Source organism: Ruegeria faecimaris (genome assembly GCF_900182615.1).
GTDB classification, from domain to species: domain Bacteria; phylum Pseudomonadota; class Alphaproteobacteria; order Rhodobacterales; family Rhodobacteraceae; genus Ruegeria; species Ruegeria faecimaris.
In genome coordinates, this window is record NZ_FXTE01000007.1 from 13,946 (window position 1) to 27,920 (window position 13,975).

16 protein-coding genes and 1 pseudogene are annotated in these 13,975 nt (G+C 53.6%); 12 read left to right on the forward strand and 5 right to left on the reverse strand.

Annotation, left to right across the window (positions count from 1 at the left end; genetic code table 11):
• Positions 1-46 precede the first annotated feature (46 nt).
• From FN806_RS12535 to FN806_RS12545, 3 genes are read left to right on the forward strand one after another with little or no spacing between them, the layout of a single operon-like run.
• The gene (locus tag FN806_RS12535; protein ID WP_142637631.1) at positions 47-1,072 is read left to right on the forward strand and encodes an ABC transporter substrate-binding protein; all 1,026 of its coding nucleotides are present in this window, start codon (positions 47-49) and stop codon (positions 1,070-1,072) included.
• Positions 1,073-3,289, forward strand: coding sequence for an ABC transporter permease (locus FN806_RS12540; RefSeq protein ID WP_142637633.1), 2,217 nt, complete (start codon positions 1,073-1,075; stop codon positions 3,287-3,289).
• Positions 3,286-4,359, forward strand: a complete 1,074-nt coding sequence (locus FN806_RS12545; protein ID WP_142637635.1) for an ABC transporter ATP-binding protein — start codon at positions 3,286-3,288, stop codon at positions 4,357-4,359. Before FN806_RS12540 ends, FN806_RS12545 begins: the two co-directional genes overlap by 4 nt.
• Before the next feature lie 575 nt (positions 4,360-4,934).
• Here FN806_RS12545 and FN806_RS12555 read toward each other — a convergent pair.
• The 4 genes and pseudogenes from FN806_RS12555 to FN806_RS12570 all read right to left on the reverse strand — a co-directional run bounded on the left by FN806_RS12555 (position 4,935) and on the right by FN806_RS12570 (position 7,047).
• Complete coding sequence (locus tag FN806_RS12555; protein WP_142637637.1) at positions 4,935-5,726, reverse strand: inositol monophosphatase family protein; 792 nt, start codon at positions 5,724-5,726, stop codon at positions 4,935-4,937.
• A 271-nt stretch (positions 5,727-5,997) separates the two neighbouring features.
• Positions 5,998-6,108 (reverse strand): annotated as a pseudogene (locus FN806_RS20670) (integrase); the annotation flags it as partial.
• A 67-nt stretch (positions 6,109-6,175) separates the two neighbouring features.
• On the reverse strand, positions 6,176-6,523 hold the full coding sequence (locus tag FN806_RS20865) for a cupredoxin domain-containing protein (RefSeq protein ID WP_142637639.1): 348 nt from the start codon (positions 6,521-6,523) through the stop codon (positions 6,176-6,178).
• Positions 6,523-7,047, reverse strand: a complete 525-nt coding sequence (locus tag FN806_RS12570; RefSeq protein ID WP_142637641.1) for a DUF4142 domain-containing protein — start codon at positions 7,045-7,047, stop codon at positions 6,523-6,525. Before FN806_RS12570 ends, FN806_RS20865 begins: the two co-directional genes overlap by 1 nt.
• A gap of 139 nt (positions 7,048-7,186) precedes the next feature.
• Here FN806_RS12570 and FN806_RS12575 point away from each other — a divergent pair, with 139 nt between their 5' ends.
• From FN806_RS12575 to FN806_RS20735, 9 genes are all read left to right on the forward strand, one after another.
• Positions 7,187-8,140 (forward strand): AraC family transcriptional regulator, encoded by a 954-nt coding sequence (locus FN806_RS12575; protein WP_142637643.1) that lies wholly within the window; start codon positions 7,187-7,189, stop codon positions 8,138-8,140.
• Between the two features lie 81 nt (positions 8,141-8,221).
• Positions 8,222-8,860 carry a group III truncated hemoglobin gene (locus tag FN806_RS12585; protein WP_342782012.1) on the forward strand — a complete coding sequence of 213 codons (639 nt, stop codon included), beginning with the start codon at positions 8,222-8,224 and terminating at the stop codon, positions 8,858-8,860.
• Positions 8,857-9,597: a DUF2189 domain-containing protein gene (locus FN806_RS12590; protein ID WP_142637647.1), complete on the forward strand. Its 741-nt coding sequence runs from the start codon at positions 8,857-8,859 to the stop codon at positions 9,595-9,597. Before FN806_RS12585 ends, FN806_RS12590 begins: the two co-directional genes overlap by 4 nt.
• On the forward strand, positions 9,598-9,888 hold the full coding sequence (locus FN806_RS12595; protein ID WP_142637649.1) for a TehB-like domain-containing protein: 291 nt from the start codon (positions 9,598-9,600) through the stop codon (positions 9,886-9,888).
• Positions 9,878-11,497: a cytochrome-c oxidase, cbb3-type subunit I gene (ccoN, locus tag FN806_RS12600; RefSeq protein ID WP_142637651.1), complete on the forward strand. Its 1,620-nt coding sequence runs from the start codon at positions 9,878-9,880 to the stop codon at positions 11,495-11,497. Before FN806_RS12595 ends, ccoN begins: the two co-directional genes overlap by 11 nt.
• A gap of 6 nt (positions 11,498-11,503) precedes the next feature.
• Positions 11,504-12,235 carry a cytochrome-c oxidase, cbb3-type subunit II gene (ccoO, locus tag FN806_RS12605; RefSeq protein WP_142637653.1) on the forward strand — a complete coding sequence of 244 codons (732 nt, stop codon included), beginning with the start codon at positions 11,504-11,506 and terminating at the stop codon, positions 12,233-12,235.
• Positions 12,232-12,399 (forward strand): cbb3-type cytochrome c oxidase subunit 3, encoded by a 168-nt coding sequence (locus tag FN806_RS12610; protein WP_142637655.1) that lies wholly within the window; start codon positions 12,232-12,234, stop codon positions 12,397-12,399. Before ccoO ends, FN806_RS12610 begins: the two co-directional genes overlap by 4 nt.
• Positions 12,390-13,262 (forward strand): cytochrome-c oxidase, cbb3-type subunit III, encoded by an 873-nt coding sequence (ccoP, locus tag FN806_RS12615; protein ID WP_142637657.1) that lies wholly within the window; start codon positions 12,390-12,392, stop codon positions 13,260-13,262. The genes FN806_RS12610 and ccoP overlap by 10 nt, the downstream gene beginning before the upstream one ends.
• Before the next feature lie 25 nt (positions 13,263-13,287).
• Positions 13,288-13,413: a hypothetical protein gene (locus tag FN806_RS20735; RefSeq protein ID WP_281286276.1), complete on the forward strand. Its 126-nt coding sequence runs from the start codon at positions 13,288-13,290 to the stop codon at positions 13,411-13,413.
• A 33-nt stretch (positions 13,414-13,446) separates the two neighbouring features.
• Here FN806_RS20735 and FN806_RS12620 read toward each other — a convergent pair whose 3' ends face one another.
• Positions 13,447-13,911, reverse strand: coding sequence for an RrF2 family transcriptional regulator (locus FN806_RS12620; RefSeq protein ID WP_142637659.1), 465 nt, complete (start codon positions 13,909-13,911; stop codon positions 13,447-13,449).
• Positions 13,912-13,975: the final 64 nt, after the last annotated feature.

Here is a 13,975-nt window from a genome sequence, read left to right on the forward strand (position 1 = left end):
GTATCGCGCTGGGAATTTCGGCACGACACATAGGGGAGGAAAGAAATTGAAAAATCTGACGACAACGCTGGCGGGATCGCTGATAGCATTTGCGGCTTCGCTAACTGCGGCCCAAGCTGAGAAGCTGACGTTTTACTGCTCGGCACAGGAAGATTGGTGTCAACTCATGGCGCGCAGTTTCGAGGATGCCACCGGCATAGACGTCAATATGACCCGCAAGTCCTCGGGCGAGACGTTTGCACAAATTCGCGCGGAAAGTTCTAACCCTAAAGGCGATGTATGGTGGGGCGGTACCGGTGATCCCCATTTGCAAGCCGCCGAAGAAGGCTTGACGATGGAGTACGTGTCGCCGATGCGTGACCAGCTTCACGACTGGGCGATCTCGCAGGCTGAAAGTGCAGGAAACAAGACCATCGGAATTTATTCAGGCGCACTCGGCTACGGCTATAACTCCGACCTCTTGGCCGCGAACAGCTTGCCCGAGCCCGCATGTTGGAAAGACTTGCTGAAGCCCGAGTATAAAGGGCACGTGCAAATGGCGAACCCGAATTCCTCGGGCACCGCTTATACGACGCTTGCCTCGATGGTTCAGATATTTGGCGAAGACGACGGCTTTGAGTTCATGAAGGGCCTACATTCGAATATCAACCAATACACCAAGTCGGGTTCAGCCCCAATCAAGGCCGCCGGCCGGGGTGAGAACACCATCGGTATCGTCTTCATGCATGATGCGGTCAAGCAGGCCGTATCAGGTTTTCCGGTCAAGGTCGTGGCCCCATGCGAGGGCACAGGCTATGAAATCGGCTCGATGTCGATCATTGATGGCGCTCGAAATGAAGAAGAAGCCAAAAAGTTCTATGACTGGGCCCTCAGCCCCGAGGCCCAGAACCTTGCGCTTGAGGTTAACGCCTTCCAGGTTCCGTCCAACAAAAATTCGGAGACCTCTGAAAGCGCACCTGACATGAGCCAGATCAAGCTTATTGACTATGACTTCAAAAAGTACGGCTCGTCTGACGAACGCAAGCGTCTCTTGCAGAAATGGGACGAAGAGGTCTCAGTACTGCCACAGTAAGTGACTGACACCACACCAAAAACGAACCACCCGGTTCTGATCTTCTGGATTGTTGCCGGGTGGGTAGGTTTCTGCCTACTGCCATGGTTCATGGTGGAGGATGGCATTTGGTCATTCGTATGGCTGGTCGATGGATATCCGTTCGATGAAGATTATGCGCCCGCCGTTTTCCTGATCGGACAGGGCGAAAAGCTGTGGCTTACGCCGCTTTTGGTCCCGCTTACCTTGCCTTTGTTGATACTCGGCAAACCGAAGTCCGATCCACAATACGCACGTATCCTGATTTTGGCTGGTGCCTTGGGTTTTGGCTGGCTGATTGCGCAAGGGTTCTCAATTGGCATTCGCGGATTCAATTTCGACTGGATGAAGGCGCTGTTCGGAGAACCGAAGATCCGCCAGTTCGGCATGGGATACGGCGCGATGATCTGCGCCACAGCGTTCCTGTTCCTTTTAACTCAGGGTATTGCGGCCCGCGGCGCAATAAATGGCGACGTTTTCGTCGTCAGCGCTATTGGTGGCGTAATCACCATTGTTACAATTTTCGTTTTCTTTCCAATTGCGAAGATGTTGTTTGCCGCCTTCGTTACCGAAGATGGTGCCTATTCAGTTTCGGTATTTGCCTCGAAATTCTTTGATGACCGACTTTGGGGATTGGGCTGTTTTGCCGGTGCCAAATGCGGGGCCGCGTGGAACTCTCTGTTTCTTGCAGTTCTTGTGGGCTTCATCACAACCGCGCTTGGCCTTTGTTTCGCGCTTGTCGTCACACGGTCAGGTTTTCGTTTTAAACGCGGGATGCGCGCGTTGACAGTTTTGCCGATTATCACACCGCCCTTCGTGATTGGTCTTGCACTGATCCTGCTGTTTGGGCTTTCCGGTTCGGTCACCAAATTTGTTGCCGAGATCTTTGGTGTGCAGCCTACGCGCTGGCTTTATGGCATGCCCGGGGTGCTAATCGCTCAGACTCTGGCATTTACGCCGATCGCCTTTCTGGTTTTGATCGGGGTGGTCGAAGGGGTGTCACCTTCGATGGAAGAGGCTGCCCAAACTCTGCGGGCAAATCGTTGGCAAACCTTCAAAACCGTGTCCCTGCCTCTGATGCGTCCCGGCCTGGCCAATGCCTTCCTGCTTGGGTTCATCGAATCCATGGCCGACTTTGGCAACCCGCTTGTTTTGGGCGGGAATTTCGATGTGCTGTCGACCGAGATTTTCTTTGCCATCGTCGGAGCGCAGTACGATCAGGGCCGTGCTGCTGTTCTGGCCATGGTGCTCTTGTTCTTCACACTTTCCGCCTTCTATGCGCAGCGCGCGTGGCTGGGGAAAAAGAGTTATACCACCGTTTCCGGCAAGGGCGACGCGGGTGTGCACCCCTTGATGCCGCGCGGCCTTGCCATACCGGTTCTGGGCATTGCAATTGCCTGGGCGGTTTTCACTGCCGTGGTTTACGGGATGATCATCTATGGAAGTATCGTCGAACTGTGGGGCGTTGATAACTCGCTGACGTTCAAGCACTACGTCACAGCCTTTTCGGTTCGCTTCGAAGAAGAAGGTATTCGCTGGACCGGAGCCGCCTGGGACAGTTTCTGGACCACAATCACCATTGCTGCTATTGCCGCACCGTTGACGGCCGCCGTGGGGTTGGTCACTGCCTATCTGCTGACACGGCAAAGTTTTGCGGGAAAGAATGCGTTTGAGTTTGGTACGATGCTCTCTTTCGCTATTCCCGGCACGGTTATTGGCGTCAGCTATATCCTGGCATTCAACGTGCCCCCGATCGAGATCACCGGCACGGGCGTTATCCTTGTCGTCAGCTTTATCTTCCGCAATATGCCGGTTGGGGTTCGCGCGGGTATTGCGTCTATGTCACAATTAGACAAGTCGCTTGACGAGTCTTCGCTGACGCTCGGTGCAAATTCCTGGCAGACTTTCAGGCGGGTAATTCTTCCTCTTTTACGGCCCGCTATCCTAGCTGCGCTGGTTTACAGTTTTGTCCGGGCCATGACGGCGATTTCGGCGGTGATATTCCTTGTTTCAGCAGAGTATGACATGGCTACCAGCTACATTATCGGTCGGGTCGAAAACAACGATTACGGTCTTGCAATCGCATATTCCACAACGCTGATCTTCGTGATGTTGGCGGCAGTCGGGATGTTACAAATCCTCGTGGGCCGTGTTCAGATCGGGCGACGTACACAACTCGGGACAGAGAAAACGACATGACCGAAACGACTATAGCAACTAAAGCCGCGCCTGTTCGTTTCGAGGGGGTTTCGAAAGTGTTCGGCAGGGATGTGGTGGCTGTCGACAGCATCGATCTACACGTCCAGGCCGGCAAGTTGGTGACGCTTTTGGGCCCTTCTGGTTGCGGCAAAACGACGACGTTGCGCATGATCGCAGGTCTGGAAATGGCGACCTCGGGCCGAATTCTGATCGGCGACCGAGACGTGACCAAATTACCCGCTACCGACCGTGACGTGTCGATGGTATTCCAATCCTACGCGCTTTTTCCTCATATGAGCGTGCTGGAAAACGTCATGTATGGGTTGACCTTTTCCGGCTTCGACAAGCGCGAGTCCCGATCGCGCGCGCTGCATGGGTTAGACTTGGTTGGCCTGAAGGGCTTCGACAACCGTTTGCCAAGTGAACTCTCCGGCGGGCAGCAACAGCGCGTTGCCGTCGCTCGTGCGTTGGTTTTGGAACCGCAGGTTTTGCTCTTTGACGAACCTCTCTCAAACCTCGATGCAAAACTGCGCCGCCAGGTGCGCGAAGATATCCGCGCCATTCAGCAAGATCTCGGTTTGACCGTCGTCTATGTGACTCACGATCAGGAAGAAGCCCTTGCCGTTTCAGATGAGATTGTCGTCATGCGCAACGCTGCCATCGCACAGATCGGCACGCCGCGTAAACTCTATGATGCGCCGGTTGACCGGTTTGTGGCCGATTTCATTGGTGAGGCTAACCTGATCAGCTGCACTATTTTTTCCGTCAAAGGCGATCTAGCCACGATCGAAATCGAGGGCTATCAACACACACTCCCTTCTCGTGGCCTAACGCCTGGTCCCGCAACACTGGCCGTGCGCCCGTCACGGATATTGATTGGATCTGATATCGGCATCCCGGCCAAAGTTGCCAAGGCGACCTATGTTGGCGTGCGGATGGAGTACACTCTGGCCGGTGCCTTCGGGCAGGTATTTGCTGTGCAGGACGACGTGGACGAGCCACTGGAAATCGGCTCGGAAGTCAAAATGTCTTTTGCCGAACGTGGCCCCGTTCTGTTGCCGGAAGGGTGACGTGGGTAAACTTTTAGTCGTCTCTCACCCGGAGGTCGTCCTTGAGCCAGAGAAACCAGTCACCGAATAGGGTTTGAGTGAAATTGGCCGCGCCCGAGCCGACACATTTTCACAAAGTAAGACCATGTCTAGCGTGACAGATATCTGGTCCAGTACCGAGCGAAAAGCGTCCGATACAGACGCTATCCTTGCAAAGCCTTTGGGGCTGGTCACGAATTCCGAACCTGGGTTGGGAGAGAACGACCGAAGCACTACCGGGTTCCTTCCTCCCTCGATATTCAAGGTCCGCTGCTTACACCTTCTTCAAGGCACCCAAGTCCAGCTTCTGCAGTTGGGAAACAGCCCATGCTGCGCAACTGCGTATCGTTCGAACAGTCCTGTCAATCGTCAAAAACCACGACAGAAGAGACTTGGCCATTTTAAACCACGGCGCGGTCGGAACACTGCTTTGATGCCATCTTGCAGGGAAGAAAATCGATCGGCTGTTTGTGCAACCTGGGCAGGGCCACTTCTGGCGCGCGGATATTAAAACTCTTCAACCTGAATTCGGGTCGAGCCCGATTACCTGAACGACGTCATTCGTTCCAAGCGTCGTCGCAGATCATTTTCAAGGTCCCGAACACGGCCGGTGTGCCAGCGATCACGCGACCACCGTCCCGGATCATCCCGTCGGCGTCTTGATCCTCGATCTCGCCACCTGCTTCGGCGATCATCAACTGACCGGCGAGGCAATCCCAGGCGTTCATGTGCTCTTCAATGTACCCCAATAGACGTCCCGCCGCGACATAGGCCAGCGAAAGCGCACCGCTTGCATTGCGATGATAGAGAGCGCCACGTTCGATAAGGGCCGCAATCACCGGAATGACCTTTGATGATTCGACCCGGTTCGAATAGCCAATTGAGACGGTTCCACTTGCAAGTTCCACGCTTGAGGCAACCTGCATGGCGTGTCCATTCAAAGTGGCACCTTCGCCTCGGACCGCCACGTAAGTTTCACCAACGTTTGGCTCGAAAATCACACCGACCTGCGTCTGACTGTCCGAAACGCCCGCTAAGACAATCGTCCAGGCCGGAATGCCATTGACGAAGTTTGTTGTTCCATCAATCGGATCGATCACCCAGTCAAAACCGCTGGAGCCAGCTTTTTCAGCGTGTTCTTCGCCATAAATCCCATCATCGGGAAAAGAGTTCATAATCTTTTGACGAATGAAGGTTTCGACGTTGCGATCCGCCTCGCTGACCCAGTCTTGCGCGCCTTTTTGATCAATGACCAAGGTGTCTCTGGAAGCAAAATACTCTAGTGCAAGCGCGCCGGCCTCTTCGGCTACCGCAACGGCGAAGTTTTTTCGTGCAATGATGTTATGCATAGGTCGGCTCGCTTCCTGCTAAATGCAACACCATCCCTAGTGGATAGGGTGTCAGAACACAAAACAGTGTTTGCCAGACAGAAATCCACTTTCTTCGAGTCACCCGAGTTTCTGTCGAAAGAATATGCCAATTAAAGCACTCATTCACTTCCGTGCAGTGAAGTCGCATATTGCTCGTGACCATCGCCGGATTTTGAGAACACTGCATCGCAGCACTTGAAGTTGCGATGACGGTCCACATCGGGCTGCCTGCGAGAGGGGCCCAGAGATGTTATGTTTCAATGGCTTCAGAAATAGCCAGGGCATCTTCAAGTTCAACACCAAGATACCTGACCGTGCTGTCCATCTTTGTGTGCCCCAACAGAAGTTGGAAGGTGCGAAGCACAAAGTTCCATATGCTGCGACCTGCATCATAGTCCGCTTTCGTTCAGTCGATCCAATGAGCCAAATCACATAATCACAATTGTTCCCTTCATATGTGGATGAAACGCACAGAAATATTTTGTTTCCATACCTTTAGTAACCTCAACTTTGGCGCTGACACCGTTTGGGATCTCCCCAGTGTCCCATCCGAACTCATCGGCCGTGGCCGTATGAGGCGCCAGATCTTCATTGGTCCATTGAATGGTATCACCAACAGACACGTTCAGAAGCTTTGGAGTGAATGCGAATGCTTTGATCCTAACTTCGTGGACTACGGGTTCTGCCGCCCGGGCTCGCGTTCGGGTTAAAGCGAGAGCGGCCGCCGATGCGACCGCTCCAACCATTACGCGACGGCGTGAATGGGCTTTTCCCATCACTGCAGTGCCTCGACCATCATTTCGGCGTGGCCTTCATGGGCTTTAAAGATCTCAAGTCCCTGCTCGAACAGAGCCTTCACCTCGGCATTGTCGATATTGGGGATCATTGTGTTCTCCACCAGATCATTCACCGCCTGGTGATAGGCCAATTCATTGGCTGCATAAGCGGCATCAAACTCTGCTCCACGCAGCTTGACGAAGCCATCGATGATCTCTTCGGCATTGGCATTCAGCGTTTGGCTGAACGCATTGTCCTGCGCTGACACGCCCAGTTTTTCGAGCAGGCCCAAGGCCGCTTCATTCACGGCAGTATGGTCGCGGATCATCGTGTTTGCGAATTCATGGATGTCGGGGTTCGACGACAAAGCTAGCGCCAGATAGGCATACCGAATGTCGATGTTATCGGCCGTATAGGCAATGTGAGCGTATTCGAGATCGCTCATCTCGGCGACGTCCTGCGCAGAGGCTTGAGCGCCAGTCATGGAAAGTGCCACAGCAAATGCGGAAATCAGTTTCTTCATTTTGGAGACTCCACTGAGTGTTACGATGGCAATAGGAGTAATCCGAACCGGGAAGTGAGATATATGCGGGAACGTTCGATTTTCTGTGCAGATCGTTCAAGCTGCTGTACAAAAACGCCAAATAATGCCATGAAAATGCATGCTTGATTTGCTTAGCGATATCCTTACGAAACTGTCTGTTCAAGGCGCGCTCTATTTTCGAACTTCGTTGACCACCCCTTGGGGGATTGAAGTTCCCAAGTTCAATAACGTCGCCCGATTTCATTTTGCTCATAGGGGCAATTGCCTGATCGAAGTTGAAGGATATGAAAAAGTGGTGGGGCTGGAGCAGGGCGATCTGTTGATTGTTCCGCATGGCGCGTCACACAAGTTGTACTGCGCGGCTGAAACAAGAGATGCAGTTTTGCCGCTGGACACGGTAATCGAGCGGTCGGGATACACTGGAACTGGGGTTCTGGTTTACGGCGGCGACGGCGATGAACGTGACACGCAACTTATCTGCGGCCATTTTTCATTCGACCCTCATGCAAAACACATACTGTTGGAACGCCTTCCACCGATCATTCACCTAAGGAATTACGGGGAATCCGCTGGAAAATGGATGGAGGCGACACTGCGCATGATCGGAGATGAGGCCGGGGGTCTTCGCCTCGGTGGCGATCTCATTGCTTTGAAGATGTCAGAAGCCATTCTTGCGCAGGCCATACGTTCGTTTGTGGAAAGTGACGAATCCTCGAGGTGGGGCTTGAACGGATTCTCTGATCACCATCTGGCTCGGGCTCTTGACGCGTTTCACAAGGATCCAAGCGCATCCTGGACGATAGAAACAATGGCGCGCATTGCAGGCATGTCACGAACAAACTTTGCGGTTCAGTTTCAGAAAAAGATGGCGATGTCGCCAATGCAATACGTAACAGCTTGGCGGCTGGAGATCGCGAAACGCTGTCTTACTGACCCATCAAGTTCTGTTTCGGATGCGGCAGAACGCGCTGGATACGCATCGGATTCTGCTTTTGCACGCGTTTTCAAGAGGGAAATTGGGCTCTCACCTGCCGGCTTCCGTCGGCAGATCACATTATCATCGGCGCAATAAACCGGACGGGATCTGTTGCGAAGTTTTAACTTGCCACAGTGATATCTTTGTACCGGCGGACTAAGCCGCCAGCTCCGTAAATTGCCGAAACGGACAGACACCGGGCGTGATTTGCCCTTTGCGGATTATGTGCACCACTTCTATTCCGTCGAGCGTTTTGCCGTGGTTGTCGACGGCTGGGTAAAGATAGACCCACGCGCCTTTCCCCTTGATGTTGATCACACCATTCACGCTATAATAGGTATTGACAATACCTATTATAGCACACAGATAGTGAGGCGTATCGTTAAGGTAGATCCGATGACTCGTACCATGCCAATTCGGCCACATATGTTTGACATCACAGCGGATGAAATCGCGACTTTGGTCAACCAGTTCTATGCGCGCATCAGAGTGCATCCTGATCTGGGGCCGGTATTTGACAGGGCAATCGAAGATTGGCCGGAACACGAAGAAAAGATCGCAGCCTTTTGGCGCGGCGCCATTCTACGAGAGGCAGGCTATTCGGGTAACCCGATGCAGGTTCACCTGGCGAACTCTGAAATCCTACCAGAACATTTTCGCCTGTGGCTCGACCTGTTCGAAGACACCGCAAAAAAAGCCCTTAAACCTGCAACCGCCGAAGCGTTCTCTCATTTGGCCAGCAGGATCGGTAAGGGCTTGTCATTCGGAATTGAGAACTTTCGTCGTGAGGCTGACACTCCACCGGTGTTGTCATGACGGTCTCTGTCTATACCAAAGCTCAGGTCATCTCTGATCCTCCCGCACGCGTTGTCAAACGTTGGCTGCAGGCGGGCTGGGGCGACGTGAAACGCAACCCGGGATATTCCTTGCTTTACGGTGGTTCACTCGTAGTTCTGGGGTGGATTTGCATTGCGGCCCTGATGCTCAACGATCTTGGTTGGGTTTTGTTGCCTTTGCTAGCTGGCGGCGTTTTGGTCGGACCACTTGCAACGATTGGTCTTTATTCCGTAGCAAGCGGTAAAACAGGGCTCAGAGCGGCCACGGGTCAGATTACGTTGGTGGGCGTCATACTGATGGTTTTTGCTCTCATCTGGATTCGCGCGGCCACAGTTATGTTCGCCATAGTCTACGGGCTGCGCCCATTCTCAAGCTTCGCAGATACGCTGCTTTTGCTGATTACTACGCCATCAGGATGGGCGCTGTTAATCGCAGGATCATTGGTTGGCGGGCTGTTTGCGGCATTAGGGTTTGCGGTGTCAGCGTTTTCATTGCCAATGCTGATCGACCGCAAGATCGATGGCTTCTCGGCTATGGGGCTCAGTTTCAACGCCACCACTCACAACTTCAAGCTTTGCTTGTGCTGGGGAGCCATCATCACTCTTTTGACTTTGGTTGGAATACTGTCCGGGCTACTGGGTTTGGTCGTGGTGTTCCCATTGCTCGGGTACGCGACCTGGCATGCTTATGCCGAGCTTTTTCATGGAGATGCATAAATGACCGAAGCGCTTCCAAAAGGCGTGGTGCACTATGCGACCTCGCGGTTCACGCATGAGACATTGCCAGAAAAGCTGCGCAAAGATCACAGCACCAAAGCGGGTGTTTGGGGTCAATTGGCTGTGCAACATGGGCAACTTCTACTGAGCCGGGATGACAAGGGTGATCTGGTTCTGGGCGTTGGGGCCACTGCTGTGTTCGCGCCACAGGAAACTCATTCGGTGAACCCGATTGGCGAAGTTGAGTTTGAAGTACGCTTCCACCGGCAGGAGGCGCCCGATGCAGCGTGAGAGTTTTCTTGAGGATGCTGCCGTCCTGTGTGCCCTTGCTTTGATCTTTGTCGGTGGCGTAGCCATACTTGGCTGGGGGGTTCCTACCGCCTACGTGCTGCACGGTTGGTTGATCGCAATAGCCGCTGGTTGGGGGTTGATGTGGATGATCAACCGTTTGAGCGAGGCCCCAAAGGACATCCCTTTAGAATACAATGACAAGGTCATTCGGTTTGGTGTCATCGCCGCGCTGATTTGGGCAATCATAGGGTTCACGGTTGGCGATATCCTCGCCTGGCAGTTGGCGTTTCCAGCACTGAACGGCGATATGTTCTGGTCGAACTTCGGCCGTTTGCGCCCGGTTCATACATCTGCCGTGATTTTTGGTTTTGGCGGCAACGCGTTAATCGCGACGTCGTTTTATGTGGTCCAACGTACCTCGCGCGCCAGATTGGCCAGTGAATCTCTGCCCTGGATGGTGTTCTGGGGGTACAATCTGTTCATGGTCCTTGCGGCGACCGGCTACCCCTTGGGGATCACCCAATCCAAGGAATATGCCGAACCGGAATGGTATATGGATCTGGTTTTGCTGATCGTCTGGGTTGGTTATCTAGGTCTGTACCTAAAGACGCTCTCTCGCCGGGCCGAACCGCATATCTATGTGGCTAACTGGTACTACCTGGCCTTCATCGTCGTCATCGCGATGCTGCATACGGTGAACAACCTCTCGGTTCCGGTCTCCATTGCCTATCCCAAAAGCTACTCGCTGTTTTCCGGCACACAGGATGCAATGACGCAATGGTGGTATGGGCACAATGCTGTTGGCTTCCTGCTGACCGCCGGGTTCCTAGGGATGCTGTATTACTTCTTGCCCAAAGCTGTGAACCGGCCAATCTACTCTTACCGAATGTCAATTGTTGGCTTCTGGGGGATCACCTTCCTGTATCTCTGGGCTGGCTCACATCACCTTCACTACACGGCGCTACCGGACTGGGTTCAGTACCTTGGCATGACCATGTCGATCATCCTGCTGGTCCCCAGCTGGGCCTCTGTGTTCAACGGAATCCTTACGATCAACGGGGCTTGGGATAAGGTCCGGACGGATCCGGCGGTCCGGTTTATGATGGTCGCGATTCTGTTCTACGGACTGTCGACATTCGAAGGGTCGTTCATGGCGATCCGTCCGGTCAATTCGCTGAGCCACTACACGGATTGGACCGTTGGCCACGTACATGCCGGCGCGTTGGGCTGGGTCGCCTTCATCACCTTTGGTGCCATGTATAAAATGGTGCCCTGGATTTGGAAACGAGATGGTGTGTATTCATTGCGGCTGGAGGCATGGCACTTCTGGCTCGCCCTGAGCGGGACGCTGATTTACGTCGGCGCAATGTGGAACAGTGGCATCACACAATCGCTGATGTGGCAGACCTATGATGCGGATGGTGCGTTTCTTTATTCCTTCCTCGACAGTGTGATCGCAATGCATCCTTACTATGTCGCCCGTGCGATCGGGGGGCTGCTGTATCTGATCGGAGCGTGCATCGGTGCATACAACATCTACATGACGGTCAGTGGGCCGCGGCAAACCGAGACCAGGCAATCCGGACCTTTGGTCCAGCCGGCGGAGTAGCAGCCCATGAGTACACAACACCAAAAGCTCGAACGCCACTCACTTGGCTTTGCCATGGCCATCCTGCTGGTTGCATCAATCGGTGGCATTGTTGAAATCGCCCCTTTGTTCACCATCGAAAACACGGTGGAAGAAGTCGACGGTATGCGGCCCTACACTCCGCTGGAACTGGCCGGGCGCGATATTTATGTGCGCGAGGGCTGCTATGCCTGCCACAGTCAAATGATCCGCACCCTACGGTCGGATATCGAACGCTATGGGCACTACAGCCTGGCCGCCGAAAGCATGTATGACCATCCGTTCCAATGGGGCTCGAAACGTACAGGGCCGGACTTGGCGCGAATTGGCGGTAAATACTCTGACGCTTGGCATGTGGCGCATCTGGAAGCGCCGCGAGAGCTGGTGGAAGGCTCGATCATGCCTGGTTATGCGTTTTTGTCTGACGCGCGGCTGGAAACAGGCCACCTGCCTGCCTCTTTAAGAGCCCTTAGCCGCGCCGGGGTGCCTTACACAGATGCTCAGATCGAAAATGCGGAAAAGGATGCTGCATGGCAAGCAGATGCCGAGCAATATTATGAAGGTGAACTGCAAGAAAGTTACGGTGAAAACGTTCAGGTCAGGGATTACGACGGGCACCCGAGTGAGTTGACGGAAATGGATGCCCTTGTGGCCTATCTGCAGGTTCTTGGCACATTAGCCGATCTGGATTCGGTAGATTACGAGGAGATTAATCGATGACACATGATACCGTTCTTGTCTTCTCCAAGACCTGGGGTGCAATCTACCTGCTGGTCGTCTTCCTTGCCGCAGTTGTCAGGACCTACTGGCCCTCACGGCGAAAAGTCTACGATGACGCTGCGCAATCTCCGCTGGACCATCAGGAGGATCAGCCGTGGCGCTAAAGGGAAAGGATCCGGTTTCCGGTACTGATCTGACCGGCCACGAGTGGGACGGTATCAAAGAGTTGGACACACCTGTTCCCTGGGCGGCCCGATGGGCTTTGTGGATCAGTATCATCATCGCAGCACTGTTTTGGGTGTTCTACCCATCCTTCCCAGGTGCGCGCGACTATGCAAAAGGGCTGTTGGGGTATTCATCCCGATCAGAGGTTGTTGCAGAACTTCAGCAAGCGAATGCTGATCGTGAAATGACATTTGCGCCTTTTGCGTCACAGGATCTCGAAGAACTGGCCGCAGACCCAACACTGGAGGCAAGGTATAGCGCGTCGATTTCCAAGCTTTACGCTGACAATTGTGCCGCTTGTCACCGGAATGATCTGAAAGGGCAGCCTGGTTTTCCCAATCTGGTAGACGGACATTGGCTGTGGTCAGGCGCACCGGAAGAGGTTGAGGCGACCATACGCTATGGGATCAATGCGCAGCATGACGATACACGGATTGCACAGATGCTGGCGTTTGGCGCAGACGGCATGATCGAAAAGCAGCAGGTTGAAGAGGTTACAGAATTTGTCTTGGCCCTCTCTGGAAAGCAGCATGATGCGACGGCGGCTGGCGCCGGTAGATTGATCTTCGAAGAAAACTGTGCGGCCTGTCATGGCGATGACGGGCGCGGGGGCTATGAAATCGGCGCGCCCGATCTGGGTGATGAACGCTGGATCTATGGAGGCGACCGGGATGAGATTTACCATAGCATTTATCACGGTCGGCAAGGTGTGATGCCTGCGTGGGAAGGACGTCTGAGCGACGCCCAGATTCGAATGCTCACGTTGTATCTACTGTGGAATGCAGAAGATGCACCAAGTTGAAGAAAATCCACGATTCCGAAGGGCAATGTATCTGATGATACTGGTCCTTCTGGTCGGCTACATCGGGTTCAAGGCATGGCACCTTTCCATGGCTTTCGAGGCATGGGAAGGACAGGCGATTGCAAAGGCTGTGCCTGGCGCGGCCAAGTAACAATCAAATTATTATAGGACTACAGTTTGCGTATTAATCGCTTGATGCCAGCGCATGACTGACTTCCAACGCTCGGATCAGGTTTTTCATGCCACGGTTTCCTTCCAATACGTCCTGTAAAGTCTTGGTATCCAAGGCAGCAAAAAACGCCTCCTGAGCTTCGTTCAGAATTGGCAACAATCCACAAGCGGGCGTCATTACACAACAGCCGCCGTCTTCCTTCATGCATTCCACCAAAGGTGTGCCGCGTTCGGATTTTCGTAGTAGGCCGCCAATCGATATCGCATTGGGAGGTAGGGCCATACGCATGCCACCGTTGCGCCCACGCGTGGATTCTACATAGCCCTCGTGTGTAAGCCACTGCGAGATCTTGGCCAGGTGATTAAAGGGCAAGTTTTGCATAGCCGCGATCTCACGCGTCGACATCAACCCTTCTTCATGGGTGGCAAGATGGATCAGGATGCGCAGGGCATAGTCGGAGAACTTGGTAATTTGCATAGTTATTCTTCCCATAAAAAATAGGCTTTGAAAATGCCTATTTTATTGACATCTTTTTTTACCC